Below are 26,630 nucleotides of genomic sequence, written 5' to 3' on the forward strand. Positions count from 1 at the left end.
GATGTGCAATGACATTGACCACTAGCGTGCGCGAACCAGCCCCCCAGGCGGCATTAGCCTTGCACTACCCACACCGCCTCAATGCAGGCGCTTACGGCACATCAACTTGGCCAGCTTGGCGGTGTCGGGCCGTTCAACAATGCCCTTTTCAGTCACGATCACATCAATCAGGTCCGCCGGCGTCACATCGAAGACCGGATTAAACGCCGCAACCTCCAACCGCTGCCCGCCCACCTCCAGCAACTCCGCCGCATCACGCTCTTCCAGGCTGACATCCTCACCGGTAGCCATCATCAAATCGAGAGTCGAACTGGGCGCCACCACCATAAAACGCACGCCGTGGTGCATGGCACACACCGCCAATTGATAAGTGCCGATCGGGCCGATCACATCACCATTGGCCGCAATACAGTCGGCGCCGACCACCACCCAGGTCACGCCTTTGCTCTTGAGGATATGCGCGCCGGCCGAGTCCGCATTCACGGTGACCGGAATACCCTCACCCGCCAGCTCCCACGCCGTCAACCGTGAACCTTGTAGCCACGGGCGGGTTTCGTTGGCGTAGACATGCTCCACCAAACCCTCCAGGAACGCCGCGCGGATCACCCCAAGAGCCGTGCCCACGCCGCCGGTGGCCAGGGCGCCCGCATTGCCATGGGTGAGGATCGCCTGGGCGTTGCCCTGGTGCTTGCGAATCCGCTCGAGGCCCAATTGCGCCATGACCAGGTTGGCTTCGCGGTCGCTTTCATGGATCGCAATGGCTTCGGCTTCCAGCACTGCCAGCGGGTCGGCGTGCTTTTTGACCCGATCGAGGCGGTCACGCATGCGCTTCAAGGCCCAAAACAGATTCGCGGCGGTCGGACGGCTATCGGCCAGCAGTGCGTAGTCTTCTTCCCATGCCGCCTGCCAGTCACCGCCCTCGGCGATCCGCTCGCGGGCGGCCAGCACCAGGCCGTAGGCAGCACTGATGCCGATGGCCGGCGCGCCACGCACGGTCATAGTGCGAATGGCCTGGGCGACTTCTGCCGCCGAGGTGCAGGCCACCCAGGTTTCCCGTGAGGGCAAGGCACGCTGATCGAGCAGGTGCAGTGCGCCATCACGCCAATCGATGGCCTTCACTTTCTCTGCAGCTAACAGTCGGTCGCGCATCCCTTACCCCGCACTCATGAACAAAAGCCGCCGATTATAGCGATCCGCCAGCCAGGACGCTCGGGTATACTTCGCCCTTCTTTTATAGCTGCCTGGGAAGAAGCCTGCGATGACCTCCACTGCCGCCCCGCTCGACTTATTGCTGCTGCCAACCTGGCTGGTACCTGTCGAACCCGCTGGCGTGGTGCTCAAGGAGCACGGCCTGGGCATCCGCGACGGGCGCATCGCGTTTATCGGGCCACGGGCGGCGGCCTTGAAGCTTGCGGCCACCGAGGTTCGCGAGCTGCCGGGCATGCTGCTCAGCCCCGGCTTGATCAATGCCCACGGCCACGCGGCGATGAGCCTGTTTCGCGGCCTGGCCGACGATCTGCCGCTGATGACCTGGCTGGAAAAACACATCTGGCCCGCCGAAGCCAAATGGGTCGATGAAGCCTTCGTGCGCGACGGTACCGACCTGGCCATCGCCGAGCAGCTCAAGGGCGGTATCACCTGCTTCTCGGACATGTACTTCTACCCCAAGGTCGCCAGCGACTGCGTACACAACAGCGGCATGCGCGCGCAGATCGCGCTGCCGATCCTCGACTTCCCGATTCCCGGCGCCAGCAGCGCCGATGAGGCGATTCGCCAGGGCGTAGAGCTGTTCGGCGACCTCAAGCACCACCCGCGCATCAAGATCACCTTCGGCCCCCACGCGCCCTACACCGTAAGCGATGAGAACCTGGAAAAGATCCGGGTGATCGCCGAAGAGCTGGACGCCGCCATCCATATGCATGTGCACGAAACCGCCTTCGAAGTGCAACAAGCCGTAGAGAAGACCGGCGAACGCCCGCTGGCACGCCTGGGCCGCCTGGGCTTGCTCGGCCCACGCTTCCAGGCCGTTCATATGACCCAAATCAGCGAGGATGACCTGGCTTTGCTGGTAGAAAGCAACACCAGCATCATCCATTGCCCGGAATCGAACCTGAAACTGGCCAGCGGCTTTTGCCCGGTGGAGCGTCTGTGGCAGGCTGGCGTGAACGTGGCCATCGGCACCGACGGCGCGGCCAGCAACAATGACCTCGACCTGCTGGGCGAAACCCGCACGGCGGCGATGCTGGCCAAAGCCGTCGCCGGCTCGGCCACCGCCCTGGACGCCCACCGTGCCCTGCGCATGGCTACGCTCAATGGCGCGCGCGCCATGGGCCTGGACAGCGAAATTGGCTCGCTCGAAGTCGGCAAGGCGGCGGATATCGTCGCCTTTGATCTGTCGGGGCTGGCGCAACAACCGATCTACGACCCGGTCTCAACGCTTATATATGCCACCGGACGCGAGTGTGTGAAACACCTTTGGGTCGCCGGCAAGCAGTTGCTCGACGACCGGCGATTCACCCGCATGGATGAACAACAGTTGACCGCCACGGCCATTGCCTGGGGCCAACGGATCAGCGGGCACAGCGAATAACGAAGGTCTTGAACCCAGCGTTCAGGGCTGAATAACCGATTTATCAGATTTAGAGGATTCACCATGAGCAACGTCGACCACGCCGAAATCGCCAAGTTTGAAGCCCTGGCCCACCGCTGGTGGGACCGTGAAAGCGAGTTCAAACCGCTGCACGACATCAACCCGCTGCGCGTCAACTGGATTGACGAGCGCGTCAACCTGGCCGGCAAGAAGGTGCTGGACGTCGGTTGCGGCGGCGGCATCCTCAGCGAAGCCATGGCCCAGCGCGGCGCTACCGTGATGGGCATCGACATGGGTGAGGCGCCGCTGGCCGTGGCCCAACTGCACCAGCTGGAATCCGGCGTGAGCGTCGAATACCGCCAGATCACCGCCGAAGCCCTGGCTGAAGAGATGCCTGAGCAGTTCGACGTGGTCACTTGCCTTGAGATGCTCGAGCACGTGCCAGACCCGTCCTCGGTGATCCGTGCGTGCTTCCGTATGGTCAAGCCGGGCGGCCAGGTGTTTTTCTCCACCATCAACCGCAACCCCAAGGCCTACCTGTTCGCGATCATCGGCGCCGAATACATCATGAAGCTGTTGCCGCGTGGCACCCACGACTTCAAGAAATTCATCCGCCCAAGCGAGCTGGGCGCCTGGAGCCGTCAGGCCGGGCTGACCGTCAAGGACATCATCGGCCTGACCTACAACCCGCTGACCAAGCACTACAAGCTGGCCAGCGACGTTGACGTCAACTACATGATCCAGACCCTGCGCGAGGAGTAAGCCTGTGAAGTTGCGAGCAGTTCTCTTCGACATGGACGGCACCTTGCTGGACACCGCGCCGGACTTTATCGCCATCTGCCAGGCCATGCGCACCGACCGAGGCCTGGAGCCGATCAACCCCCAGCATATCCGCGATGAAATTTCCGGCGGTGCGCGGGCAATGGTCGCCGTGACCTTCTCGATGGACCCGGAATCGCCTGGCTTTGAAGAGCTGCGCCAGGAATTCCTGGAGCGTTACCTCAAGGGCTGCGCCATCCACAGCAAGCTGTTCGACGGCATGGCCGAACTACTCGAAGACATCGAAAAGTCCAAGCTGGTGTGGGGCGTGGTCACCAACAAGCCGTTGCGTTTTGCCGAACCGATCATGCAGCAACTGGGCCTGGCCGAGCGTTCGGCGCTGCTGATCTGTCCGGACCACGTGAAGAATAGCAAGCCCGACCCCGAGCCGCTGATTCTGGCGTGCAAGATGCTCGACCTGGACCCGGCCAGCGTGTTGTTCGTGGGCGATGACCTGCGCGACATCGAGTCTGGCCGCGACGCCGGCACCCGCACTGCGGCGGTCACCTTCGGCTACATCCACCCGGACGACAACCCACGCAACTGGGGCGCCGACGTGGTGGTGGACCACCCGCTGGAACTGCGCAAGGTGCTCGATAACGCACTGTGCAGTTGCTGATTGTGCAAGGCACTCACTAGCACTGAGCTCCCACATGAAATGGATTCCACTTCAAGGCCTGTATTCGCTTGAATTCTGTCGAGGTTTTTTATGTTTGATTACTCCGCACGTCCAGAACTGCTCAAAGACCGGGTGATCCTGGTGACCGGTGCCGGTCGCGGGATTGGCGCGGCAGCGGCCAAAACCTATGCCGCCCATGGCGCCACCGTGTTGCTGCTGGGCAAGACCGAAGCCAACCTGGCCCAGGTGTATGACGAGATCGAAGCGGCCGGCCAGCCTCAGCCAGTGGTGATCCCGTTCAACCTGGAAACCGCCCTGCCCCATCAATACGATGAGCTGGCAGCGATGATCGAAAAAGCATTCGGCCGTCTCGACGGCCTGCTGCACAACGCCTCGATCATCGGCCCACGCACGCCGATCGAGCAGTTGTCCGGTGAGAACTTCATGCGCGTGATGCACGTGAACGTCAACGCGATGTTCATGCTGACCAGCACATTATTGCCACTGCTCAAGCTGTCCCAGGATGCGTCGGTGGTGTTCACCTCCAGCAGCGTCGGGCGCAAGGGCCGGGCGTATTGGGGCGCTTATGGGGTGTCGAAGTTTGCGACCGAAGGCTTGATGCAAACCCTGGCCGATGAGCTGGAAGACGTGGCATCGGTACGCGCCAACAGCATCAACCCGGGCGGCACACGCACAAGCATGCGTGCCCAGGCGTACCCAGGGGAAAACCCGATGGAAAGGCCTGCACCGGAAGAAATCATGCCGGTGTACCTGTACCTGATGGGGCCGGACAGTGCCGGGATCAATGGGCAGGCGTTTGATGCGCAGTAAGCTGACACAACAGTGAACCAAATGTGGGAGCGGGCTTGCTCGCGAAGGCGGTGGATCAGTCAATAGATCTGTTGACTGACACTCCGCCTTCGCGAGCAAGCCCGCTCCCACATTTGTTTAGCGGTGACCGTTAGTTCTTCACCACTTCCTCAAGGGTAAAACGCCCCAGCGGATTCTGCAGGAAGTTGCTCACGTTCTTGCGTGAGATGTTGATGTACGGGCTGTAGTACAGGTCAATCCAGTTCACATCCTGCTTCGCCAGCTTCTGCAATTCCACATACATCTGCTCACGCTTGACCGGGTCGGCCTCGATCCGCGCCTGCGCCACCAGTTCCTTGACCTTATCGTTTTTGTAGCGGGTCATGTAGTTCTGGTTAGTGTCATGGCCGAGCACGAAAGTGGTCTTCTGGTCCGGGTCGAGGATGTCGTTGGTCCAGTACATCACCGAAATATCGTACTCACCGTCCACCAGCATCTGCCAGCTTTGGGTCGGGTCGACCTTTTGCAGGTTGGCGGTCACGCCGACCTTGGCCAACTGGTCCTTGATGATCACCGCAATCTGCTCGTCAGCTTCGTTGCCGGCGTTGACCACGTAGTTGAGTTTCAAGTCCTTGGCGCCGGCTTCTTCCAGCAGTTTCTTGGCGGCGGTTGGGTCATACGGGCGTTGCAGGTTGTTGGCGTAGTGGTACAGCGAGCCTTTGGGGATGTAGGAATAGGCCACGGTGCCTTGGCCGTAAGTGGCGGTCTTGACCAGCGACTGTTTGTCGATGGCCATGTCCAGCGCCTCGCGCACCTGCGGCTTGGCCAGCAAGCCGTGGGCGTGGTTGATCAGCAGGTGATCTTCGCGGGTCGACGGGTCGGCGTGGATCACCACGTTTTTGTCTTTCTTCAGCTCTTCCACGCGGGAGAACGGTACGAAGATCGCCGTGTCCAGCTCGTTGTTCTGCACCATGCGCATGCGCGTGTTGTCGTCAGTGACCGAGACCCACTCCACGCCATCCAGGCTCACGTTGTTGGCCTGCCAGAAGTTCGGGTTCTTCTTGAGGATCACGCGGTCGCCCTTGCGCCACTCCTCCACGGTAAATGCGCCGGAGGTCACCGGGTTTTCCGAGTAGGCGTCTTCGCCCATCGTGGTCATGGCTTTTTGCGACAGGATCGACACCGTCGGCGAGGCCAGTTGCGAGAGGAAGGCCACAGCCGGGGTTTTCAGCGTGACCACCAGGGTCTGCGGGTCGCTGGCCTTGGCCGTGTTGATCAGGTTGAACGGATCGGCCCACAGCGACGCCTTGTTGTCGCGGATGCGCAACAGGCTGAACGCCGCGTCATCGGCGGTGATCGCCGAGCCGTCGGAGAACTTGGCGTCACGCAGCTTGAAGGTGTAGGTCAGGCCGTCCTTGGAAATCTCCCAGCTTTCGGCCAGGCCCGGTTCCATCTTGGTGCCCAGGTTATCCACGCGCACAAGGGTGTCGTAGACGTTGGCGAACACCCACGTGTCGCGGTTCTGTGCGCTTTTGATCGGGTCGAACGTGGTGCTGTCTTCACGGCAGCCGATGGTCAGCACACCGGCGGCGTGGGCCAGCCCGGCAGTGAGGGACCAGGCGGTCAATGTCGCGGCGGCGAGCAACTTCAAGTGGCGCGATTGCATGTCATAACTCCTTGTTCATGAATGGCAGAAGTGGGTCAAAACAGAGGTTCTTCAAGCACGCAACTGTATCGATGCTCGTGCAGGTAATGGGTCGGCGGCAACACCACGGAACACATCGTCCGGGCATGTCGGCAGCGCGGGTGAAAGGCGCAGCCGGTGGGCAAATTCAGCGGGCTCGGCGGTTCACCCGGCAGCGGTTCTGCGGGCAACGGCCGATGTGGATCAATCTCGGGAATCGCCTCGATCAACGCCGCTGTATACGGATGGCGCGGCGCCGTAAACACCGCCTCCACCGGCCCTTCTTCGACGATTTTGCCCAGGTACATCACCGCCACGCGGTCGCACAGGCGCCGCACGATGGCCAGGTCATGGGCGATAAACAGGATCGCCAGGTTCATGCGCTGTTGCAGTTCCAGCAACAGGTTGATGATCTGGCCCTGGATCGACACATCCAGTGCCGCCACGCACTCATCGGCAATGATCAGGCGCGGTTCCACCGCCAAGGCGCGGGCGATGCCGACGCGCTGGCACTGGCCACCGCTGAGGGAGCCGGGTTTGCGGCTGGCGAGTTCAGGGCGCAGGCCCACCAGGTCAAGCAGCTCGACCACGCGAGCGTGTATATGCTCCGGAGCGACCTTGCGCTGCACACGCAGCACTTCGGCAAGGGTTTCGCCGATGCTGTGGCGCGGGTTCAAGGCGGCGTAAGGGTCTTGGAAAATCATTGCGGTTTCATGCCGCAGGCGGGCGATGTCGATCGCGTTGCCCTGGGCCATGTCGACGCCATCGAACAACACCTGCCCGGCGCTGATCGGGTTGAGGTGCAGAATCGCCCGGCCCAGCGTGCTTTTGCCACTGCCGGACTCGCCCACCAAACCGAGGGTTTCGCCAGCGGCCAGGTTCAGCGAAACGCCGTTGACCGCCCTCACCCACTGCTTGTTCAGCCCGAATAAACCTGTGCCAGAGGCGGCAAACCGCACCTCCAGGTCCTTGATCTGCAACAGGCTCATGGGCGCTCTCCCAACGGATAGTGGCAAGCCACACGCGCACCTTCGGGTAACACCTCAGTACACAATGCCGCTACTTGCGGGCAGCGTGGGTTGAAGCGGCAACCGGCGGGCAAGGCATCCAGTAACGGCGGCTGGCCAGGGATGGTGCGCAGCAAGGCGTGGCCGCTGCTGTGGGCGGGTTGGCAATTGATGAGGCCGGCGGTGTACGGGTGTTGGGGATGGGCCAGCACGTCGTATTTGCTGGCGTGCTCGCACAGGCGCCCGGCGTACATCACCGCGATGGAATCACAGGTTTGCGCCACCACGCCCAGGTCGTGAGTGATCATGATGATCGCCAGGCCCCGTTGGTCGCGCAGTTCCAGCAACAGACGCAGGATCTGCGCCTGCACCGTCACATCCAGCGCCGTGGTCGGCTCGTCGGCAATCAGCACCTGCGGGTTGCAGCCCAGGGCCACGGCGATCATGGCGCGCTGACGCATGCCGCCGGAAAATTCATGGGGGTAGTTGTCGACCCGCGCCTTGGGATCGGGAATACCGACCTGGCGCAACACCTCGATCGCTTGCAGGCGTGCGTCTTTTTTCGACGCGCCCTGATGCAGGCGGATGCCCTCGGCGATCTGCTCGCCAATGCGCATCAACGGGTCAAGGTGACTGCTGGGGTTCTGGAAAATCATGCCCAGTTGCCCACCGCGCACGGCGCGCATGCCAGCCTCATCGAGTTGCAACAGGTCGCGACCGGCCAGGCGCACGGCGCCGCCTTGCACCCGCAGGTTGGGCGACGGCAACAGGCGCATCAGGCCGCGACAGGCCAGGGTCTTGCCCGAACCGCTTTCACCCACCAGGCCGAGGATTTCACCTTCGGCCAAATCAAAGGACACACGATCAACCAGCGTAACCTCTCGCCCGCCATTGTTGGCGATCACGCTGAGGTCCTGTACTTGCAGCAGGCTCATGAACGATCCCCCAACACTTGCGCCACACCATCGGCGAGCAGGCTGAAGCCCATGGCCAGGGTCACAATGGCCAGGCCCGGGAAGGTACAAAGCCACCAGGCGGTGGTGATAAACGCCTGCCCTTCGGCGACCATCGTGCCCCACTCCGCCGTCGGCGGTTGCACGCCCAGGCCCAGATAGCTCACGGCGGCGCCGTTGAGCAGCACCAGCACCGCGTCAGACATCGAAAACACAATCGAGCCAAACATCGCGTTGGGCAGCAAATGCCGAAACAGAATGCGCCCGTGGCCAAAGCCCAGGCTCTTGGCGGCCAGGGCGAAGTCGCTTTCCTTGAGCACCAGGATCTGCGAGCGGATCAACCGCGCATACGACACCCAGCCCACCAGCGCCATGGCGATATAAAAGCTCTGCAAGCCCGGCCCGAGGATGGCCATGATCGCCAGCATCAACACCAGGAACGGGAACGCCAGCACCACGTCGATCACGCGCATGCACACGCTGTCGAAGCGCCCGCCGATGTAGCCGGAAACAGCGCCGATAAAAGTGCCGATCAGGAACGGGAAGATTACGCCGATAACGGCCAGTTGCAGGTCAATCCGCGCGCCCCAGATGACCCTCGAAAGGATGTCTCTGCCGTAATTATCTGTACCAAATGGATGGGCAAGACTGGGCGCCAGCAAACTCAGATCGGTGTTCTGCGCAATCGGGTCATATGGCGCCATCCACGGCGCGAACAGCGCCAGGGCCAGCCAGGTCAACAGGATCAGCAAGCCCCACGCAGCGGTCAGCCGGCCGTTGCGAAAACCAAAGCGCAGGCGCAAACGCCACGGCGCAATCAGTGGGCGGCTGCTCATTGCATCTTCACCCGTGGGTCCAGCGCCACGGTCGCCACGTCCGCGACGAAGTTGACCACCACCGTCGCACACGCCAGCACCATGGCCACGCCCTGCACCACCATGTAGTCGCGGGTAAAAATGCCGCGCACCAGCAATTGGCCAATACCCGGAATCGCGAACAGGCTTTCGATCACCACCGTGCCGCTGATCAGCCAGCCGATATTCACCGCCAGCAGGTTGACCGCCGGCACCAGCGAGTTGGGCAACACATGCCGACGAAATACCGCCGCCTCCGATAAACCGCGTGCGCGCGCGGCGGTGACATGGTCAGCCTGCAACTCCATCAGCATGCTCGCCCGCAGGTTGCGCACCAGCACCGCTGCCAGCGCCAGCGCAATGGTCAAACACGGCAGGACCATGTGATGGGCCTTGTCTATAAACGTGCGACCGTAGCCCGATACGGGGAACAAGCCCCACTTCACACTCAGCAACAGAATCAGCATCAAGCCCAGCCAGAAGGCCGGCATTCCCAGGCCGACCGTGGTGAACACGCGGATCAGGTTGTCCGCCCAACCGCCTTTGTTGCGCGCCGCCACGGTGGCCAGCGGCACCGCGATCAACAGCGCCAGCAGCACACTGCCGAGCACCAGCACCAGCGTCGGTTCGATACGGGTGACGATCAGCTTCAAGGCGTCGACCTTATAGAGCAGTGACTGGCCGAGATCGCCCTTGAGCAGGTTTTTGAGGAAGTAGAAATATTGCAGCCATAAGGGCTGGTCCAGGCCGTATTGAGCGCGGATTTTCAGCAGCGCGTCCGGCGTGCTGCGCGAACCCAGCAAGGCGCGCGCCGGGTCGCCGGGGATTGAGCGCACCAGCACAAAGGTGATCAGGCTGATGCCAAACAACACCGGCAGCAATTGCAGCGGCCGGGACAGCACAAAGCGGTAACGCGCAAGGTTCATCCGTCAGCCTCGGTGGCGAGCGAGGAAGTCCAGCAGCACCGGAAAGTACGCGTGGGGTTCCTCATAAAACGGCATATGGCTGCTGTTGGGGAACACATGCAACTCGGCGTGTGTGGCGGCGAGTTTCATGCGATGGGCGCAAGCAGGCGTCAGTTCGTCGTGCTGGCCGGTGGTGATCAGCATCGGCATCTTGAAATCGGCCATCTCGGGGATGCGGTTCCAGTCCTTGAGGTTGCCGATATAGAGAAATTCGTTGGGGCCTTGCATGGTTTCGTAAGGCCCCATGTTCCAGTCGCCCAGGGAACGCTTGACCGGCTCCGGCCATTCGTCCAGGCGGCAGACGTGGCGGTAGTTGAGCAAGGTGATAGCGGCCTGATACTGCGGATGGTCGAGGGTGCCCATGGCTTCATGGCGCTGCATCATGGCCACGGTCTCGCTGCCGAGGGCGCCGCGCAGACGTTCAAGTTCCTGGGACAGGTGCGGAATATCACCGACGGTGTTTTCCAGGATCAGGCTTTTCAAGGCGTCGGGATAGTGGATGGCGTACTCGATACCCAGCCAGCCGCCCCACGAATGCCCAAGCAGATGCACGCGGCCCAGGCCCAGTGCCTGGCGCACGGTTTCGACTTCTTCGACATAACGGCCAATTTCCCACAGGGAAACATCTGATGGTCTGGCTGATGCGCCGGTGCCAAGCTGATCGAATGCAACCACTCGCAGGTTATGGTCTTTGAGCCAGCCATGGGCGTCGCGCAAGTAGTCACACGGCAGGCCCGGGCCGCCGTTGAGACACAAGAGCACCTCATCGCCGTCGCCAAAGCTGTAAACCACGAGGTTATGGCCATCGACTTGCACGTTGTACTGCTGGTCGGGGGCAATTTCACGCCACATGCATACATTCCTTGTGTTGTATCGGCCTGGCAGGTAGCGGCCGTTTACAGGGCCAACACTACCGAGGATGCCGCGTGTCCATAACCTAGTAGTTCTTATAGGTTTGGCCTGGCAGTCCTTCGCCGGGGCGTGGCATTCTACTTGCCGCAAGTCGAGATTCAAATGAATTCGGGAGCAGAACGGATGCTGTCCAAACTTACTGCCTTCAACAACCGCCTCATGCCCGGCAGGAGCCTGGATGAACAGATGGACAACACGTTTATCCTCGCCCAGCAGTTGGGCTTTGATGCGTTGGTGTATGACTACACGCCGGTGCCTATCGACCAGGACGGTTCGCTGATCACCCCTTCGGTGCTGGAGTCGCGCAACACCCCGTCGGACTGGCACGCGTTATGGTGCCGCGAAGGGTTTTACCAGATCGACCCGGTGCAGCATCTGGCCTTGAGCACGGTGTCGCCGTTCGTGTGGTCCTATGAGGCCAAAGCCGACACTGCGCTGCAAAAGATCATCGACCCCTGCCATGCGCCCGTGTCCTCTTACCTGCATGAACGCCAACTCACCTGCGGCGTCACCGTGCCCATCCACCTGCCGCGCGGCGGCTTCGCGTCGCTGACCGGCCTGCGCACCGGCAAGGCCAGTACGGTGCTGGAGGATGCCCAGCAAACCCTGGCGGACTTCAGCCTGATCACCCATGCGTTGCAGGAAGCGGCCTACCCGTTGCTGAGCAAAGAGCTGCGCACCTACCCGCACATCCATCTGACCAAACGTGAACGCGAGTGCCTGAAATGGGCCGCCGAGGGCCTGACCGCCGCCGAAATCGCCACGCAGTTAAGCCGCTCACTGGCGGTGGTCACCCTGCACCTGGCCTCGGCCATGCACAAGCTGGGCGCCAAGAACCGCGTACAAGCGGTGGTGCGCGCCACCCATTACCGCCTGCTGGAAGATTGATCCGTCGGTAAAACCTAGCTGTTTTGCTAGTTACTTAAACGCCGCGTGCCGACTATCGTAGCCCTGATCCTTTTTTTTCAGAGCAGGGTACGAAATGGAATTCATCGAGAAAGTCCGCGAAGGCTACGCGGCCTTCGGCGCCTACCAGACCTGGTACCGCGTCACCGGCGACCTGAGCACCGGCCGCACGCCTTTGGTGATCCTCCATGGCGGCCCCGGTTGCACCCATGACTATGTAGACGCGTTCAAGGACGTCGCCGCCAGCGGCCATGCGGTGATTCACTACGACCAAATCGGCAATGGCCGCTCCACGCACTTGCCGGACAAAGACCCGTCGTTCTGGACCATCGAGCTGTTCCTCGACGAGCTGAACAACCTGCTGGACCACCTGCAGATCAGTGACAACTACGCGATCCTGGGGCAATCCTGGGGCGGCATGCTCGGTAGCGAGCACGCGATTTTGCGACCCAAGGGCCTGCGCGCGTTCATCCCGGCCAACTCGCCCACCTGCATGCGCACCTGGGTCAGCGAAGCCAACCGCCTGCGCCAACTATTGCCCGAAGGTGTGCACCAAACCCTGCTCAAACACGAACAGGCCGGCACCTACCAAGACCCGCAATACCTGGCGGCGGCGCGGATCTTCTATGACCAGCACGTGTGCCGAGTGAACCCGTGGCCGGAAGAAGTGGCCCGCACCTTTGCAGCCGTGGACGCCGACCCGACGGTGTACCACGCCATGAGCGGCCCGACCGAATTTCGTATCATCGGCAGTTTGAAGGATTGGAGTGTGGTGGGGCGCCTGTCGGCGATCAACGTGCCGACACTGGTGATATCAGGGCGGCACGACGAGGCCACGCCCTTGGTGGTCAAGCCGTTCCTGGATGAGATTACCGACGTGCGCTGGGCGCTGTTTGAAGACTCCAGCCACATGCCCCACGTGGAAGAACGCCAGGCGTGCATGGGGACGGTGGTGAAGTTTCTGGATGAGGCGTGTTCGGTGCCGAACAAAGTCCTCAAGGCCGGCTGAGATCAACTGTGGCAGCTGGCTTGCCTGCAATAGCGGTACATCAGTTAGAGGTGCAGTGACTGGCTCGCCGCCATCGCAGGCAAGCCAGCTCCCACAGTTTTAGACTTCGGTGGTCTCAGGCTTTGCAGCCTTCCTTGGCACCTCAGCCACCACTGGAATCTCCTGCCCTTCAGCATCAAACAACTTACCGCCACTGAAGTAATCGCCATCGCGCAACGCCGCCACGTCGTGGAAGCACAAACTGCGCTCGGTCCCGGCCACAAATACCGATTGCTGGTCCGAGTTACCGGCGGTGAAGTGGTTGAACGCCAGGTTCAGCAGTATCGCCATGATCGCCGACGAGCTGATGCCCGAATGGAAAATGGTCGCGAACCAGGTGGGGAAGTGATCGTAGAAGTTGGGCGCCGCAATCGGGATCATGCCGAAACCGATGCTCGTCGCCACGATGATCAGGTTCATGTTATTGCGATAATCCACCTTGGACAGCGTGCGAATCCCGCTGGCCGCCACGGTGCCGAACAACACAATACCAGCGCCGCCCAGCACGGAGGTCGGCACGGCCGCAATCACCCGGCCCATAAACGGCAACAAGCCCAACACCACCAGGAACACGCCGCCGGTGGCCACCACAAAGCGACTCTTCACCCCCGTAACCGCCACCAGGCCGACGTTCTGGGCAAATGCGCTTTGCGTGAACGAACCGAAGATCGGCGCAAACATGCTCGACAGCATGTCGGCACGCAGGCCATTGCCCAGGCGCTTGGAGTCGACTTTGGTGTCGATGATCTCGCCAACCGCGAGGATGTCCGCCGAGGTTTCCACCAGCGTCACCATCACCACGATGCACATGGAAATGATCGCCGCCACATGGAAGGTCGGCATGCCGAAATGGAATGGCGTAGGGAAACCAAACATCGGCCCCTGAGTGACGCCGGAGAAATCCGCCATGCCGAGGAACACCGCGATCACAGTACCAATCACCATGGCCAGCAGAATCGACAGGCGCGAGATGGTCGCGCTGCCGATCTTGCTCAGCAGCAACACCAGCACCAGGGTCAGCGCCGCCAGGCCAATATTCGACATGCTGCCAAAATCCGCTGCCCGGCTATTGCCGCCCATGGCCCAGCGCGCCGCCACCGGCATCAGCGTCAGGCCGATGGTGGTGATCACGATACCGGTGACCAGCGGCGGGAAAAATTGGGTGATCCGTGAGAACACCGGCGTGATCAATAAGCCGATAAACGACGCGGCCATCACCGCTCCGAGAATCGCCGGCACCCCGCCCGCGCCATCACTGCCGACAATCGCCACCATGGTTGCCACACCGGCAAACGACACGCCCTGCACCAGTGGCAACTGGCAGCCAAAAAACGGCAGACCGAGGGTTTGCAGCAACGTGGCCAGGCCACCGGCAAACAGCGAAGCGGCGATCAACAGGCCGATATCCGCCGGCGACAACCCGGCCGCCTGGCCGACGATCAACGGTACGGCAACGATGCCGCCGTACATGGTGAGCACATGCTGCAGGCCGTAAGCCATGTTGGCCGCGACGCCGAGATTCTCATCTTCTGGCCGCTGCGGTGACGCCTTCGGGATAGTCATGGTGAGGGGTTCTCTGTTTTTGTTGTGCGAACACTGTATGCAATGTTTGGACTGGATGTCCATAGAGTTGTATACAATCAATCGAACAAGATACCCTCCATCGGCGTTACAAAAACAATCCGGCCGTCATGAGCCACAACGCCAAAGGACCTAGAACAATGAAAAAGGCATTACAGGGCGCCACCGTTGCATTGACTCTTCTCGGCGGTGGGGAGGCCGTCGCGCTGGAATGGATGAACAACAGCGTAGGGTTTCGCTACGGTCAGCACTTCACCAACCCCAACAACCCCGACGACTTCAGCAAGCGCATCTACAGCTTTACCCACGCCAGCGGCTACCAGTACGGCAGCAACTACCTGAACCTTGATGTGTTTTTGTCCGACAGCAGCGACCCGCGCAAGGGCACCGACCACGGTGGCAGTGAGGTCTACGCCGTGTACCGACACCAGCTGTACGCTTCACGGGTATTCGATGTGCCGCTGGGCACCGGCCTGGTCAAGGATTACGCGCTGACCCTGGGCTTCGACGCCAACCGCAACAACAACTTCGCCTCAGCCAAAAAACGCGCGCTGGTGATCGGCCCGACGTTGAAGTTCAACACCGTCGGTGTGCTGGATTTGAGCCTGATGTACTACAAGGAAAAGAACCACACCGGCATCCCAGGTGCGCAAGAGTCGAACCACACCTTCGACGACACCTACATGCTCAACCTGACCTGGATGCGCCCGTTCGACATCGCCAACCATGCGGCGAAGTTCCAGGGCTTTATCAATTATGTCGGGGAAAAGGGCGAGGACTACCACGGCCGCGACACCGCGCCGGAAACCCTGATGCGCACGGCGTTGATGGTGGCGGTGCGGCCGGGTAAAAGCGTGAAGCCGAACCTGTACCTGGGGGTGGGTTACGAGTACTGGCATAACAAGTTTGGGGTGGATGGAGGCATGGGTACCCGTACATCCACACCGACAGTCAACCTGGAAGTCACCTTCTAACTGAAGAAACCCAATCAACTGTGGGAGCAGGCTTGTGCGGGAGCTGGCTTGCCTGCGATGCAGACAACTCGGTACATCAGGTACACCCAGTTGATGCCATCGCAGGCAAGCCAGCTCCCACACAAGCCCCCCACATTTTTGATCGTATTTCAGTTTTAAGCGTTTGCCAGTTCCGAATTATCTGTTTTGGGCCGCGCCAACCAGTAACCCAACACCGCCAACGGCGCAGTCGCCAGCATCACAATCACCGTGATCAACAGCGGCTGCTCGATCATCGACGACACCAGCAGGCTGCTCAGAAAACAAAGACCCAATTGCAGGGTGTTCTGCAGCGCCGCCGCCTTGCCGGAATTTTCCGCAAAGGGCATCAGCGCATTCGCCACTACGATCGGGTAGCTGGCGCCGTTGACCAACGCCATCAGGCAGAACGGAATCAACAAGGTAGTCAGGGTCGGCACCGTCAAGGTCGCAACCAGGTACAAGGCGACCATGCTGATGCAATAGGCCACCAGCAACCACGGCAGCAGGGTTTTGCCCTGGTAATGCTGCAAGGCGCTGCGACAGCTGTAACCGCCAACCAGAAAGGCCAATGTCGGCAACACGTAACTCAGGCCGATGTCATTCGGGCTGTAACCCATGTCGCCAAGGATGAACGGCGACGCGGTGAGCCAAGCAAAAAAGCTGGCCGAACACGCGGCGAAGATCATCACGTTGCCGGTAAACACGCGGGAGGTCAGCAACTGCCCATAGCCCAGGCGCGAAGGTTCGCCCTCCTCGGCCCGACGTGTCGGCATTTTGCGCAGGAACAACGTCGGCAACAGCAACAGCACTGATACGCCCAGCAACACCGCGAAAATCGCCTGCCAGCCAAAGTGGTTCAGCACCATGGCGCCCAACAGCGGCGCCAGCGCCGGTGACAGCGACATCAGCGGCATGATGCTGGCGAACACGCGGTGGGCCTTGTCGGCCGGGTAACGGTCAATCACCAACGCCTGCCAACTCACGGCGGCGGAACACACGCCAATCGCCTGCATAAACCGCAACGCCAATAACTGCGGCGCCGTCTCGACCCAGAACATCCCCGCGCAGCCCAGCACAAACAGGCTCAGCCCGGCGAGCAGCACCGGCTTGCGCCCCATGCGATCGGACAACGGCCCCCACAGCAACTGCCCGAGCGCAAAGCCGGCGAGGAAAATACTCAAGCTGGCGCCGACTGCGCCCGCACTGATCTGCAACTGCTCGCCCATGGCGCCAAACGCCGGCAAGTACATGTCCATGGCCAGATAACCGAGCATGCTCAGCCCTGCCAGATACCAAGTGAAACCAAAAGAATTTTTCATTGAAGCCTTGTAAGTGTTGCCATCAAACTATTTGCTGACTGGTACCCATTATGAAGCTGACAGGCCGTGTGTGAAGCGATAATAATTGGATACTTGAATCAAATATTTTGAAGGCAACCGCTATGTGGTCCGAATACTCCCTGGATGTGGTCGATGCCGTGGCACGCCATGGCAGCTTCAGCGCCGCCGCCCAGGAATTGCACCGCGTGCCGTCAGCCATCAGCTATACAGTGCGCCAGCTGGAGGAATGGCTGGCGGTGCCGCTGTTTGTGCGCCGCCATCGCGATGTGGAGCTGACGCCCGCCGGCCGTTTGTTTATAGACGAGGCGCGCGGGGTGATGAAAAAAATGCTCGGCACCCGGCGTTTGTGCCAGCAGGTGGCGAATGGCTGGAGCGGCCAGTTGAAGGTGGCGGTGGACTCCATCGTCAAACCCCAGCGCTGCCGGCAACTGGTGCTGGATTTTTACCGGCAGTTCCCCGAGGTGGAATTGCTGCTCGAATACGAGGTGTACAACGGCGTGTGGGACGCCCTGGCCGATGAGCGCACCGACATTGTGATCGGCGCCACCAGCGCGGTACCGGTGGCCAGCCGCTTCACGTTTAGGGACATGGGCCTGCTCAACTGGCTGTGTGTGGTCAGCGCCCAGCACCCGCTGGCGAGCGTCAACGGTTTGCTCAATGATGACCAATTGCGCCCGTTCGCCTCCTTGTGCATGACCGACACCTCGCGCAACCTGCCCAAGCGTGACACCTGGACCCTGGATAACCAGCGCCGCTTGGTCGTGCCCAACTGGGCCTCGGCGCTCGATTGCCTGCGCGATGGGCTGTGCGTGGGCATGGCGCCGGCCCATCAGGTATTGCCGTGGGTCGAGCGTGGCGAGCTGGTGGCGCTGCAACTGAGCCGGCCGTTTCCGGCCAGCCCGTCGTGTGTGGCGTGGGCGCAGGATAAGTTGTCGCCGGCGATGAGTTGGTTGTTGGAGTACCTGGGTGATACAGAAACCATGAACCAGGAATGGCTCAATGGCCCGGATCTCTGAATATCACGCCGATCTAGTGTGGGAGCTGGCTTGCCTGCGATAGCGGTGTGTCAGGCACTATATTTGGCACCGACAGGCCGCTATCGCAGGCAAGCCAGCTCCCACAGTTTGATTTCAATTCAATCCAGGAGACGGGTGATGGCCCGCACAATCATCTCGACCTCTTTGGCATCCAGCGTCAGCGGCGGCAACAGACGGATGATTTTGCCCCGCGTCACATTGATCAGCAGCCCATGCTCCTGGGCCGCACGCTGGGCCAGGTCACGGTAAGGCCTGGCCAGCTCGATGCCGACCATCAAGCCCTGCCCGCGAATCGCCAACACCTGCGGGTGCTCGCTCAACTCCACCCGCAACCGCGCCAGCAGGCGCTCGCCCTGCAGCGCGGCGTTGTGCAGCAAGCCTTGTTCTTCAATGATGTCCAACACCGTGCAACCCACGCGACAGGCCAGCGGGTTACCGCCAAACGTGCTGCCATGGCTGCCTGGCGTGAACAACTGAGCCACGGCGTCCCGCGCCAGGCAGGCACCGATGGGCACGCCGTTGCCGAGGCCTTTGGCCAGGGTTATCACGTCGGGCACGATGCCTTCATGCTGGAACGCAAACCAGGCGCCGGTGCGGCCGATACCGGTCTGGATTTCATCAAGCATCATCAACCAACCGTGGCGCGTGCAGTGGTCGCGCAGCGCCTTGAGGTAACCGGGCGGCGCGGGCAGCACGCCGCTTTCACCCTGGATCGGCTCGAGCAAGACCGCCGCGATGCGCGTGCCGAATTGTTCGGTAATGGCCGCCAATGCGGCCAAGTCGCCAAAGCGCACCTTGAGAAAATCCCCCGGCAGGCGCTGGAAACCCAAGCGCACCGAAGGCCCGTCGCTGGCGGCCATGGTGCCCAGCGTACGCCCGTGAAACGCGTTCTCCATCACCACCACCAAAGGCTCTTCGATGCCTTTTTTCCAGCCATGCAGCCGCGCCAGTTTCAGCGCGGTCTCGTTGGCTTCGGCGCCGGAGTTATTGAAAAAAGCACGGTCCAGGCCGGATAACTGCGTCAGCCGCTCGGCCAGGCGCTGCTGCCAGTCGATGCTGTAGAGGTTCGACGTGTGCAGCAACAGGCCCGCCTGCTCGCTGATCGCCGTCACCAGTTTGGGGTGGGAGTGCCCGACATTGGTTACCGCCACACCGGCCACGGCGTCGAGGTATTCACGGCCCTGCTGGTCCCACAGGCGCGTGCCCAGGCCCCGGGTAAAGCTCAGGGCCATGGGTTGATAGGTGGTCATCAGGCAGGCGGCGGTCATGGTGGCAGGCTCCAGTGCATAGTTGTGGTGGTGCCAGTATCGTTAGCCACCAGAGCTGGATAAACTGCGCATTCCTGCAATGACTTTAAACCAGGGCTTGATAATGGATCTGTTCCAGTCGATGTCGGTGTACGTGAAAGTGGTCGAAGCCGGCAGCATGACCGCCGCCGCGCAGGAATGCGCAATGTCGACCACCATGGTCGGCAACCACTTGCGCGCGCTGGAGCAACGGCTGGGGGTCAGCTTGCTGAAACGCACCACGCGCAAACAGAGCCTTACCGAATTTGGCGGGCAGTATTACCAGCGTTGCCTGGAGGTGCTGGGGCTGGTGGCCGACTCTGAGCTATTGGCGGAGCAGATTCACAGCGAAACCCCCAAAGGCAGCCTGCGTATCACCGCGCCACCGGTGTTCGGCACCGAACGCCTCACACCGGCCTTGAGCGAATTTGCCCAGCGCTACCCGCAAATCAATCTGTATGTCGAACTCAGCAATGAGCGGATGGATCTGGTCGACAGCGGCTTCGACGTTGCGATCCGCCTGGGCGAGCTGGAAACCTCAAGCCTGATCGCCCGGCCCATGCAGGCCTACACCCTGACGCTGTGTGCGTCACCGGCCTACCTGGCGCGACGTGGCATCCCGCAGACACCCGACGACTTGCGCCAGCACGACTGCCTGGCGTTTGCCTACCCGGCGAACGATAACTGGCGCGACACCAGCAAACTGTGGCGCATGACCGGCGATGAAGGCGAAGTGGAGGTTCCGGTGGCCGGCCTCTTGACCATCAACAGCTCCCAAGGCTTGCGCCAGGCGGCTATAAACGGCATGGGCATCATCATGTTGGCCGATGCCCTGGTGCAACCGGACCTGGAGAGCGGCAAGCTGGTGGCGTTGCTGACCACTTATCAACTGCCCAGCCGCCCCATGCACCTGCTCTACCGACAGGACCGCTACCGCCTGCCCAAGCTGCGCGCCTTTGTGGATTTCGCCATGGAAAAGTGGGCGCGCTAAAAACTCACGCCCAACTCACGCAAACGCGCGGCAGTACGCTCGGCCGACACATGGTGAATGCCCTGCCAACCGAGGGCGACAGCCGCCTCGACATTGCCGGCAACGTCGTCGATAAATACCACTTCACTGGCCTGGATATCCGGCAGGTGGGCGCGCACTTGGGCCAGGCTCGCGTGATAAATCGCGGGGTCAGGCTTGATCAACCTCAACTCGCCGGACACGACGATATCGCGCAAGTGCTGCAGGAACGGATAGTTGGCCCGTGCGTAAGGGAAGGTTTCAGCCGACCAGTTGGTGAGGCCGAACAGCGGCATATCGGCCTTATGCAGTGCCTCGAGAATCGCCACGCCTTCGGGCAACGCGCCGCGCAGCATTTCGTGCCAGCGCTCGTAATAGGCCTGGATCAAGGGTTCGTGTTGCGGGTATTGCTCGATGAGGTGACGGGTGCCTTCGGCCAGGCTGCGGCCGGCGTCTTGCTCGGTGTTCCAGGCTTGGGTGCAGATGGTGTCGAGAAAGTGTTGCCGCTCGGCGTCATCGGCAATCAGCTTGCGGTAAAGGTGCTGCGGGTTCCAATCGAAGAGGACACCGCCAAAATCAAAAACTACTGCACGAATCGTCATCAGATCCTCCGTTAGCGTGGTTTGATAGCGCAAGGAGTCTGGCAGATTGTGAGGAAGGGTGGGAGCGCGAGGGTATGTAGGAGGGTTCTGAATTAACCCAAGGCAAATGTGGGAGCCAGCTCCCACATTTTTTTCTGACCCCTGTTTAGGCTTGGACTAAACCCTTGATCTTCACAGTCGGGTTCACATCAGCTTCATAGTCCACGCCATCGATTTCAAACCCGAACAAGCGCAGGAACTCCGCCTTGTAGCCGGCGAAATCGCTGATCTCGTTGACGTTGTCGTCGGTCACCTGGTTCCACAATGCAGCCACGGCGTCCTGAACCTTCGGCTCCAGCTCGGCCAGGTCGGCGCGCAGGCGGCCGTCGGCGTCCAGCTTCGGCTCGCTGCCGTACAGGCTGTCTTTGAACAGGCCGTAAACCTGCTCGATGCAACCTTCGTGGGTGCCCTGCTCTTTCATCACTTTAAACAGCAGCGACAGGTACAGCGGCATGATCGGGATGGCGGAGCTGGCCTGGGTAACCACGGCCTTGAGCACCGACACACGGGCGTCGCCCTTCAGCGCGGCGAGGTTGTCGCGCAGGGTCAGGACTTTTTTATCCAGGTCTTTCTTGGCTTCGCCGATGGAGCCGTTCCAGTAAATATCCTGGGTCAGCTTCTCGCCGAGGTAGGTGAACGCGGTGGTCTTGGCGCCTTCGGCCAACACATCGGCGTCACGCAGGGCGTCGATCCACAGCTGCCAGTCTTCGCCGCCCATGACTTTGACGGTGCCGTCGATTTCTTCCTGGGTCGCAGGCTCAAGGGTGGTGTCGACCACTACGCCTTTGTCGGTGTTGATACCGCGCAGGGTCACGGCCTTGCCGATCGGCTTGAGGGTGGAGTTGTGTACCACGCCTTGCGGGTCGGTACGGCGTGGCGCGGCCAGGCTGTAAACCACCAGGTCGATCTTGCCCAGGTCTTTCTTGATGGTTTCAATGGTCAGGCGCTTGATCTCGTCTGAGAACGCGTCGCCGTTGATGCTCTTGGCGTACAGGCCTTTTTCGACGGCAAACTTCTCGAACGCCGCGCTGTTGTACCAGCCGGCGGAGCTCAGCTTGCCTTCTTCGCCTTCTTTCTCAAAAAACACGCCCAGGGTGTCGGCGCCGCAGCCAAACGCAGCACTGATGCGCGCGGCCAGGCCATAACCGGTGGAAGCGCCGAGGACCAGCACCTTCTTTGGGCCGCCTTCGATGGCGCCATGCTGGGTTACGTAGTCGATCTGCTCTTTGACGTTCGCTTCACAGCCAACAGGGTGAGCGGTCACACAGATAAAGCCACGAACCCGCGGTTTGATGATCATAAAATTTCTGCCTCTTCCAAGGGGTCGACGGCCAGTGGTGGCCATTCAACTTCAATCGTACCGGTCTATGACGCGCGAAAAACCGAAGCGTCACGATAGACGCAAATCTTCTGTTTACAAAATCCAATCGGCAAAACGGCGAGCCCGCTGTACTGCCGGGTTAAAAACTGTGTCCGGCCTTCACAATTTCGCAATATTTAAAACGCCCGGCACCGTGATAACCCACTATCATGGCGGGATTGTTTCGTTTTGTTTCAGGTCCGGAGCCTCGCTTCATGAGTAAAAGTGCTGTGCAAAAAAAACTGGTCTCAGTCGCCTGGGTACTCGGCGTACTGCTGTTCATCTATTGCTTCCCACTTACCAGCCTGGTGTTTCTGCTGCTGGTGCTGTTCTGCGGCATCTATGACTTCCTGCGCAACGGCCTGTACGACCGCGACACCATCAAGAAATACTTCGTCGGCAACGGCCGCAACACCTGGATATTGGCGCCATTCAATACCCTGTTCGACCTGTTGAGCCTGCGCAACCGCCACGTTTACACCATGCGCGACCTGCCGCCGGCCTGGCGCGAAGACCTGCAACAGGTCATCGATGACGCCATGGCCAACAAGGACGAAATCATCAGCTACCTGGACGAGCGCATGGCCGAGAAAAAGCGCGGCATGCTGTTCTTCCAATGGTACGGCCGCCCGATCGAAACCACCCTGGACATCCCGCAACTGCGCAAAAAACTGCCGTTTGTGAAGACTATCGGCGTGTCGGTGTTCAACGAAAACCGCTCCACGTCCTTCCACTTCGGCCCGCTGCGCATGATGTTCCGCGTGCTTTACAACATGGCGCCGGCGCCGCATCACGAGGGTGTTTACATCCAGGTGGGCAAGCACAAGCACTACTGGCACGATGACCCGCTGTTCATCTTCGATGACACGCTGATGCATGCCTCTTTCAACAAAAACGACGCAAAGCGTTACTGCCTGTTCATTGACATCGTGCGGCCGACCTTGCTGCCCTCGGTGCTGAATGCCGTGATTTCGGGCTTTGCCGGGTTGGTGTTTACCCTGCGTCGGGTTTTCTACAAAAACTGGAAGCTGATTCAGTAAGTTCTGCGGCATGATGGTGTTGACGGTGTTTGCGCCCTGCCCTTGCGGCGGCCAAACTAACCGTCCAGTGCGACCGAGTTCGGCGCTCACCATTCTCCAGCCATCGCCGCCCCAGGCGGCTGCGATGGCTGTGCTTTCAAGGAATCAGAATGCCCCAACGTCAAGTCATCAATGCCTCCGTCAGCCCCAAAGGCAGCCTCGAAACCCTGTCCCAACGTGAAGTCCAGCAACTGAGTGAAGCCGGTACCGGCAGCATCTACACGTTGTTCCGCCAGTGCGCCCTGGCCATCCTCAACACCGGCGCGCATATCGACAACGCCAAGACCATCCTCGACGCCTATAAAGACTTTGAGGTGCGTATCCACCAGCAAGACCGTGGCGTGCGCCTGGAACTGCTGAATGCGCCAGCCGATGCCTTCGTCGACGGCGAGATGATCGCCAGCACCCGCGAAATGCTTTTCAGCGCCCTGCGCGATATCGTCTACACCGAGAACGAGCTGGACAGCCAGCGCATCGACCTGAGCAACTCCCAGGGCATCACCGACTACGTGTTCCACCTGCTGCGCAACGCCCGGACGCTGCGCCCAGGTGTCGAACCGAAAATCGTGGTGTGCTGGGGCGGGCACTCGATCAATACCGAAGAATACAAATACACCAAGAAGGTCGGCCACGAACTGGGCCTGCGCAGCCTCGACGTGTGCACCGGCTGCGGCCCCGGCGTGATGAAAGGGCCGATGAAAGGCGCGACCATTTCCCACGCCAAGCAACGCATTATCAACGGCCGTTACCTGGGCCTGACCGAACCCGGCATCATCGCCGCCGAAGCGCCAAACCCCATCGTTAACGAGCTGGTGATTCTGCCGGACATCGAAAAACGCCTGGAAGCCTTTGTGCGTGTGGGCCATGGCATCATCATCTTCCCGGGCGGCGCCGGCACGGCCGAAGAATTCCTGTACCTGCTGGGCATCCTGATGCACCCGGACAACCGCGATGTACCGTTCCCGGTCATCCTCACCGGGCCGAAACAAGCCGCGCCGTACCTGCAACAACTGCATGCGTTTGTGGGCGCCACCCTTGGCGAAGCGGCGCAGGCGCACTACCAGATCATCATCGACGACCCGGCCGAAGTGGCCCGCCAAATGACTGCCGGGCTCAAGGCCGTGAAGCAGTTCCGGCGTGAGCGCAATGACGCGTTCCACTTCAACTGGCTGCTGAAGATCGACGAAGGCTTCCAGCGCCCGTTCGACCCCACCCACGAAAACATGGCCAGCCTGCAACTGAGCCACGCGCTGCCACCCCATGAGCTGGCGGCCAACCTGCGCCGCGCGTTCTCGGGGATTGTGGCCGGTAACGTCAAGGACAAGGGCATCCGCCTGATCGAGCAGCACGGCCCGTATGAGATTCACGGTGACCCGGCGATCATGAAGCCCCTGGACGAGCTGCTGCAGGCGTTTGTCGCCCAGCACCGCATGAAGTTGCCGGGCGGTGCAGCCTATGTGCCGTGCTATCGCGTGGTGCAGTAACTAGCGCTGCACCGCCACACATTTGATTTCCACCAATAGGCCGGGGTGCGCCAGTTCGGACACCCCGATCGTGGTCCAGGCGCAATGCCCGCGTGGGAACAGGCGGTTTTTCACCTCACGGAAAACCGCCATGTGCTGGCTCATGTTCACGTGATAGGTGGTCATGTCCACCACGTCGTCGAAGCTGCAACCGCCCTCCTCCAATACGTCCCTGAGGTTTTCCCAGGCTGCGATGAATTGCGCCTCGGGGTCTTCAATCACGGCCAATTGCGGCGTGCGGCCGACCTGGCCTGCGCAGTAAAGAGTGTTGCCAACTTTTACCGCAGGCACGTAGCCGGCGCGCTCGACAATGGGTTGCATGGCGGCAGGAATGATCAGGTGGCGCTCGGTCATAGCTTGTATCTCTTTGGGGCAGAGGCGCGCGTGTGAACGCGCAGAGTTAGAGCTAGGTTTTTACCTGTTCCCACTCACTCACACCAGCCGAGCAACCTATGGACCAACGGATCTTGTCCTTCATCAATCCTTACCTTAACGTAAGGAATATCACGATGGAGATTTTCACTATGGCCACCGCCACACTCACCTCGAAAGGGCAAATCACTATCCCCGTGCAAGTGCGCACCGCACTTGGCCTGGAAACAGGCGACCGGGTTGAATTTGTCGAAACGGAAGACGGCAAGTTTTCCATCATCGCCGCGAGCAAAACCGTGCAGGACCTCAAGGGGCTGATCCGCAAGCCCGCACAGGCCGTGTCGATCGAAGACATGAACCGCGCCATCGCCGCGCAAGGAGCAAACGCCGGATGATCGGGCTCGATACCAATGTGCTGGTGCGCTATGTCACCCAGGATGACCCGGTGCAATCGCCCAAGGCCTCGGCGTTGATCGAGTCGCTCACCAGCGTGTCGCCGGGCTTTGTCAGCCTGGTGTCGGTGGTGGAATTGGTCTGGGTGCTGCAAAGCTGCTATCAATCGGCCAAAAGCGACGTGGTGACCGTGCTGGAAACGCTGCTGCGTACCCGCGAACTGACCGTCGAGCACGCCGAGATCATCTGGCAGGCGCTGCGACGATTCACGGCCGGCAAAGCCGACTTCGCCGACTACCTGATCGAACGCTGCGCCCATGCAGCTGGCTGTGAATACACAGCCACCTTTGACCTCAACGCCGCCAAGGCCACGGGGATGAAACGCCTGGCCTGAGCCGCAGCGTTGCGACGAATGCCGGGCTTTGGTAAAAAACACCACTGCCCTTGATCAAGAGAACTCCCCACGTGCGCACGTTGCTGCTTGTTGCCATGGCCATGGCGCCCACCCTCGCCCTGGCCGACACCATCACCTGGCCTGACCTGCCGACAACCTGCTTCGTCAGTGGCCGCTCCGCGACCAGTGTGGACATCGACAGCGGCTGCGCGGCGTTTACGCTGAATGTGCAAGGCAAGCCGGCGGGCTCACCGATCAAGGTGGATGTGCCGCAGTACGCCCTGCATGTGGATGAAGCCACCGGCAAGCAAACACCGGTGATCATCATCCAGGCCGAAGAACAAGGCGAGACCCAGATCGTCGGCTATCAGGAACTGGGCAGCGATCAACTCGGTGCCGCGCTGCTGCGTGAGGTCAAGCTGTTAGGCACCCAAAAGCCGAGCTAGCCGTTTT

Annotated in this window: 27 protein-coding genes; 14 read left to right on the top strand and 13 right to left on the bottom strand. The window is 60.9% G+C overall.

The genetic code is table 11. The features are described 5' to 3' along the window. Positions 1–78 precede the first annotated feature (78 nt). A complete protein-coding gene (mtnA, locus tag FFI16_RS17905; RefSeq protein ID WP_138816148.1) occupies positions 79–1,149 on the bottom strand; it encodes an S-methyl-5-thioribose-1-phosphate isomerase in 1,071 nt (356 codons plus the stop codon). A 109-nt stretch (positions 1,150–1,258) separates the two neighbouring features. On the opposite strand from mtnA, the gene FFI16_RS17910 reads away from it, so the two are divergent. The 4 genes from FFI16_RS17910 to FFI16_RS17925 all read left to right on the top strand — a co-directional run bounded on the left by FFI16_RS17910 (position 1,259) and on the right by FFI16_RS17925 (position 4,859). After that, positions 1,259–2,590 (top strand): TRZ/ATZ family hydrolase, encoded by a 1,332-nt coding sequence (locus FFI16_RS17910; protein ID WP_138816149.1) that lies wholly within the window; start codon positions 1,259–1,261, stop codon positions 2,588–2,590. A gap of 63 nt (positions 2,591–2,653) precedes the next feature. After that, complete coding sequence (gene ubiG / locus FFI16_RS17915) at positions 2,654–3,352, top strand: bifunctional 2-polyprenyl-6-hydroxyphenol methylase/3-demethylubiquinol 3-O-methyltransferase UbiG (RefSeq protein WP_003172645.1); 699 nt, start codon at positions 2,654–2,656, stop codon at positions 3,350–3,352. Positions 3,353–3,356: 4 nt separating this feature from the next. Next, positions 3,357–4,028, top strand: coding sequence for an N-acetylmuramic acid 6-phosphate phosphatase MupP (gene mupP / locus FFI16_RS17920; RefSeq protein ID WP_138816150.1), 672 nt, complete (start codon positions 3,357–3,359; stop codon positions 4,026–4,028). A 90-nt stretch (positions 4,029–4,118) separates the two neighbouring features. After that, positions 4,119–4,859: a YciK family oxidoreductase gene (locus FFI16_RS17925; RefSeq protein ID WP_138816151.1), complete on the top strand. Its 741-nt coding sequence runs from the start codon at positions 4,119–4,121 to the stop codon at positions 4,857–4,859. Between the two features lie 130 nt (positions 4,860–4,989). Here FFI16_RS17925 and FFI16_RS17935 read toward each other — a convergent pair whose 3' ends face one another. Genes FFI16_RS17935 through FFI16_RS17960 form a run of 6 tightly spaced genes read right to left on the bottom strand, consistent with a single transcriptional unit; the run spans position 4,990 to position 11,153 of the window. Continuing rightward, complete coding sequence (locus FFI16_RS17935; protein ID WP_138816152.1) at positions 4,990–6,504, bottom strand: ABC transporter substrate-binding protein; 1,515 nt, start codon at positions 6,502–6,504, stop codon at positions 4,990–4,992. Between the two features lie 35 nt (positions 6,505–6,539). Further along, positions 6,540–7,511, bottom strand: coding sequence for an ABC transporter ATP-binding protein (locus FFI16_RS17940; RefSeq protein WP_138816153.1), 972 nt, complete (start codon positions 7,509–7,511; stop codon positions 6,540–6,542). Next, the gene (locus FFI16_RS17945) at positions 7,508–8,464 is read right to left on the bottom strand and encodes an ABC transporter ATP-binding protein (RefSeq protein ID WP_138816154.1); all 957 of its coding nucleotides are present in this window, start codon (positions 8,462–8,464) and stop codon (positions 7,508–7,510) included. Before FFI16_RS17945 ends, FFI16_RS17940 begins: the two co-directional genes overlap by 4 nt. Continuing rightward, the gene (locus FFI16_RS17950; protein WP_138816155.1) at positions 8,461–9,318 is read right to left on the bottom strand and encodes an ABC transporter permease; all 858 of its coding nucleotides are present in this window, start codon (positions 9,316–9,318) and stop codon (positions 8,461–8,463) included. The genes FFI16_RS17945 and FFI16_RS17950 overlap by 4 nt, the downstream gene beginning before the upstream one ends. After that, entirely contained in the window at positions 9,315–10,262 is a 948-nt protein-coding gene (locus FFI16_RS17955; protein WP_138816156.1) for an ABC transporter permease, read from the bottom strand. Before FFI16_RS17955 ends, FFI16_RS17950 begins: the two co-directional genes overlap by 4 nt. A gap of 3 nt (positions 10,263–10,265) precedes the next feature. Next, positions 10,266–11,153, bottom strand: a complete 888-nt coding sequence (locus tag FFI16_RS17960) for a proline iminopeptidase-family hydrolase (RefSeq protein ID WP_138816157.1) — start codon at positions 11,151–11,153, stop codon at positions 10,266–10,268. Between the two features lie 183 nt (positions 11,154–11,336). Between FFI16_RS17960 and FFI16_RS17965 the strand changes: the two genes are divergently transcribed. Together FFI16_RS17965 and FFI16_RS17970 are read left to right on the top strand one after the other, a co-directional pair. Next, entirely contained in the window at positions 11,337–12,101 is a 765-nt protein-coding gene (locus tag FFI16_RS17965) for a LuxR family transcriptional regulator (protein ID WP_138816158.1), read from the top strand. A gap of 94 nt (positions 12,102–12,195) precedes the next feature. Beyond that, positions 12,196–13,128 carry a proline iminopeptidase-family hydrolase gene (locus FFI16_RS17970; RefSeq protein WP_138816159.1) on the top strand — a complete coding sequence of 311 codons (933 nt, stop codon included), beginning with the start codon at positions 12,196–12,198 and terminating at the stop codon, positions 13,126–13,128. A 99-nt stretch (positions 13,129–13,227) separates the two neighbouring features. Here FFI16_RS17970 and FFI16_RS17975 read toward each other — a convergent pair whose 3' ends face one another. Beyond that, positions 13,228–14,730 carry a nucleobase:cation symporter-2 family protein gene (locus FFI16_RS17975; protein WP_099490060.1) on the bottom strand — a complete coding sequence of 501 codons (1,503 nt, stop codon included), beginning with the start codon at positions 14,728–14,730 and terminating at the stop codon, positions 13,228–13,230. Positions 14,731–14,888: 158 nt separating this feature from the next. Between FFI16_RS17975 and FFI16_RS17980 the strand changes: the two genes are divergently transcribed. Next, positions 14,889–15,722 carry a nucleoside-binding protein gene (locus FFI16_RS17980; protein WP_138816160.1) on the top strand — a complete coding sequence of 278 codons (834 nt, stop codon included), beginning with the start codon at positions 14,889–14,891 and terminating at the stop codon, positions 15,720–15,722. Positions 15,723–15,877: 155 nt separating this feature from the next. On the opposite strand, the gene punC is transcribed toward FFI16_RS17980, so the two are convergent. Continuing rightward, positions 15,878–17,062 carry a purine nucleoside transporter PunC gene (punC, locus tag FFI16_RS17985; RefSeq protein WP_138816161.1) on the bottom strand — a complete coding sequence of 395 codons (1,185 nt, stop codon included), beginning with the start codon at positions 17,060–17,062 and terminating at the stop codon, positions 15,878–15,880. A 122-nt stretch (positions 17,063–17,184) separates the two neighbouring features. Between punC and punR the strand changes: the two genes are divergently transcribed. Beyond that, a complete protein-coding gene (gene punR, locus FFI16_RS17990; protein ID WP_138816162.1) occupies positions 17,185–18,099 on the top strand; it encodes a DNA-binding transcriptional activator PunR in 915 nt (304 codons plus the stop codon). Positions 18,100–18,218: 119 nt separating this feature from the next. Here the strand turns inward: punR and FFI16_RS17995 are convergent, their stop codons facing one another. Next, complete coding sequence (locus tag FFI16_RS17995) at positions 18,219–19,388, bottom strand: acetylornithine transaminase (protein WP_138816163.1); 1,170 nt, start codon at positions 19,386–19,388, stop codon at positions 18,219–18,221. 103 nt (positions 19,389–19,491) lie between these two features. Here FFI16_RS17995 and FFI16_RS18000 point away from each other — a divergent pair, with 103 nt between their 5' ends. After that, on the top strand, positions 19,492–20,397 hold the full coding sequence (locus tag FFI16_RS18000; protein WP_138816164.1) for a LysR family transcriptional regulator: 906 nt from the start codon (positions 19,492–19,494) through the stop codon (positions 20,395–20,397). On the opposite strand, the gene FFI16_RS18005 is transcribed toward FFI16_RS18000, so the two are convergent. Together FFI16_RS18005 and fabV are read right to left on the bottom strand one after the other, a co-directional pair. After that, complete coding sequence (locus tag FFI16_RS18005) at positions 20,394–21,017, bottom strand: HAD family phosphatase (RefSeq protein WP_138816165.1); 624 nt, start codon at positions 21,015–21,017, stop codon at positions 20,394–20,396. The genes FFI16_RS18000 and FFI16_RS18005 overlap by 4 nt on opposite strands. A gap of 145 nt (positions 21,018–21,162) precedes the next feature. Then, on the bottom strand, positions 21,163–22,356 hold the full coding sequence (fabV, locus tag FFI16_RS18010; RefSeq protein WP_138816166.1) for an enoyl-ACP reductase FabV: 1,194 nt from the start codon (positions 22,354–22,356) through the stop codon (positions 21,163–21,165). Positions 22,357–22,631: 275 nt separating this feature from the next. Here fabV and FFI16_RS18015 point away from each other — a divergent pair, with 275 nt between their 5' ends. Further along, positions 22,632–23,456, top strand: a complete 825-nt coding sequence (locus FFI16_RS18015) for an aspartyl/asparaginyl beta-hydroxylase domain-containing protein (RefSeq protein WP_138816167.1) — start codon at positions 22,632–22,634, stop codon at positions 23,454–23,456. A 149-nt stretch (positions 23,457–23,605) separates the two neighbouring features. Beyond that, complete coding sequence (gene ppnN, locus FFI16_RS18020; protein WP_138816168.1) at positions 23,606–24,979, top strand: nucleotide 5'-monophosphate nucleosidase PpnN; 1,374 nt, start codon at positions 23,606–23,608, stop codon at positions 24,977–24,979. On the opposite strand, the gene FFI16_RS18025 is transcribed toward ppnN, so the two are convergent. Continuing rightward, positions 24,980–25,372 (bottom strand): RidA family protein, encoded by a 393-nt coding sequence (locus FFI16_RS18025; protein WP_138816169.1) that lies wholly within the window; start codon positions 25,370–25,372, stop codon positions 24,980–24,982. Positions 25,373–25,527: 155 nt separating this feature from the next. On the opposite strand from FFI16_RS18025, the gene FFI16_RS18030 reads away from it, so the two are divergent. From FFI16_RS18030 to FFI16_RS18040, 3 genes are all read left to right on the top strand, one after another. Next, positions 25,528–25,785: an AbrB/MazE/SpoVT family DNA-binding domain-containing protein gene (locus tag FFI16_RS18030; protein ID WP_017137462.1), complete on the top strand. Its 258-nt coding sequence runs from the start codon at positions 25,528–25,530 to the stop codon at positions 25,783–25,785. Further along, positions 25,782–26,177, top strand: a complete 396-nt coding sequence (locus FFI16_RS18035; RefSeq protein WP_138816170.1) for a PIN domain-containing protein — start codon at positions 25,782–25,784, stop codon at positions 26,175–26,177. The genes FFI16_RS18030 and FFI16_RS18035 overlap by 4 nt, the downstream gene beginning before the upstream one ends. Positions 26,178–26,278: 101 nt before the next feature. Continuing rightward, positions 26,279–26,623: a hypothetical protein gene (locus tag FFI16_RS18040; protein WP_138817431.1), complete on the top strand. Its 345-nt coding sequence runs from the start codon at positions 26,279–26,281 to the stop codon at positions 26,621–26,623. Positions 26,624–26,630 lie beyond the last annotated feature (7 nt).

Source organism: Pseudomonas sp. KBS0710, assembly GCF_005938045.2.
In the GTDB taxonomy this organism is placed as follows: domain Bacteria; phylum Pseudomonadota; class Gammaproteobacteria; order Pseudomonadales; family Pseudomonadaceae; genus Aquipseudomonas.

Coding starts and splice junctions, on each gene's coding strand:
- mtnA (WP_138816148.1), bottom strand. CDS start 1,149: ATGCGCGACCGACTGTTAGCTGCAGAGAAAGTGAAGGCCATCGATTGG.
- FFI16_RS17910 (WP_138816149.1), top strand. CDS start 1,259: ATGACCTCCACTGCCGCCCCGCTCGACTTATTGCTGCTGCCAACCTGG.
- ubiG (WP_003172645.1), top strand. CDS start 2,654: ATGAGCAACGTCGACCACGCCGAAATCGCCAAGTTTGAAGCCCTGGCC.
- FFI16_RS17925 (WP_138816151.1), top strand. CDS start 4,119: ATGTTTGATTACTCCGCACGTCCAGAACTGCTCAAAGACCGGGTGATC.
- FFI16_RS17935 (WP_138816152.1), bottom strand. CDS start 6,504: ATGCAATCGCGCCACTTGAAGTTGCTCGCCGCCGCGACATTGACCGCC.
- FFI16_RS17940 (WP_138816153.1), bottom strand. CDS start 7,511: ATGAGCCTGTTGCAGATCAAGGACCTGGAGGTGCGGTTTGCCGCCTCT.
- FFI16_RS17945 (WP_138816154.1), bottom strand. CDS start 8,464: ATGAGCCTGCTGCAAGTACAGGACCTCAGCGTGATCGCCAACAATGGC.
- FFI16_RS17950 (WP_138816155.1), bottom strand. CDS start 9,318: ATGAGCAGCCGCCCACTGATTGCGCCGTGGCGTTTGCGCCTGCGCTTT.
- FFI16_RS17955 (WP_138816156.1), bottom strand. CDS start 10,262: ATGAACCTTGCGCGTTACCGCTTTGTGCTGTCCCGGCCGCTGCAATTG.
- FFI16_RS17960 (WP_138816157.1), bottom strand. CDS start 11,153: ATGTGGCGTGAAATTGCCCCCGACCAGCAGTACAACGTGCAAGTCGAT.
- FFI16_RS17965 (WP_138816158.1), top strand. CDS start 11,337: ATGCTGTCCAAACTTACTGCCTTCAACAACCGCCTCATGCCCGGCAGG.
- FFI16_RS17970 (WP_138816159.1), top strand. CDS start 12,196: ATGGAATTCATCGAGAAAGTCCGCGAAGGCTACGCGGCCTTCGGCGCC.
- FFI16_RS17975 (WP_099490060.1), bottom strand. CDS start 14,730: ATGACTATCCCGAAGGCGTCACCGCAGCGGCCAGAAGATGAGAATCTC.
- FFI16_RS17980 (WP_138816160.1), top strand. CDS start 14,889: ATGAAAAAGGCATTACAGGGCGCCACCGTTGCATTGACTCTTCTCGGC.
- punC (WP_138816161.1), bottom strand. CDS start 17,062: ATGAAAAATTCTTTTGGTTTCACTTGGTATCTGGCAGGGCTGAGCATG.
- punR (WP_138816162.1), top strand. CDS start 17,185: ATGTGGTCCGAATACTCCCTGGATGTGGTCGATGCCGTGGCACGCCAT.
- FFI16_RS17995 (WP_138816163.1), bottom strand. CDS start 19,388: ATGACCGCCGCCTGCCTGATGACCACCTATCAACCCATGGCCCTGAGC.
- FFI16_RS18000 (WP_138816164.1), top strand. CDS start 19,492: ATGGATCTGTTCCAGTCGATGTCGGTGTACGTGAAAGTGGTCGAAGCC.
- FFI16_RS18005 (WP_138816165.1), bottom strand. CDS start 21,017: ATGACGATTCGTGCAGTAGTTTTTGATTTTGGCGGTGTCCTCTTCGAT.
- fabV (WP_138816166.1), bottom strand. CDS start 22,356: ATGATCATCAAACCGCGGGTTCGTGGCTTTATCTGTGTGACCGCTCAC.
- FFI16_RS18015 (WP_138816167.1), top strand. CDS start 22,632: ATGAGTAAAAGTGCTGTGCAAAAAAAACTGGTCTCAGTCGCCTGGGTA.
- ppnN (WP_138816168.1), top strand. CDS start 23,606: ATGCCCCAACGTCAAGTCATCAATGCCTCCGTCAGCCCCAAAGGCAGC.
- FFI16_RS18025 (WP_138816169.1), bottom strand. CDS start 25,372: ATGACCGAGCGCCACCTGATCATTCCTGCCGCCATGCAACCCATTGTC.
- FFI16_RS18030 (WP_017137462.1), top strand. CDS start 25,528: ATGGAGATTTTCACTATGGCCACCGCCACACTCACCTCGAAAGGGCAA.
- FFI16_RS18035 (WP_138816170.1), top strand. CDS start 25,782: ATGATCGGGCTCGATACCAATGTGCTGGTGCGCTATGTCACCCAGGAT.
- FFI16_RS18040 (WP_138817431.1), top strand. CDS start 26,279: ATGGCGCCCACCCTCGCCCTGGCCGACACCATCACCTGGCCTGACCTG.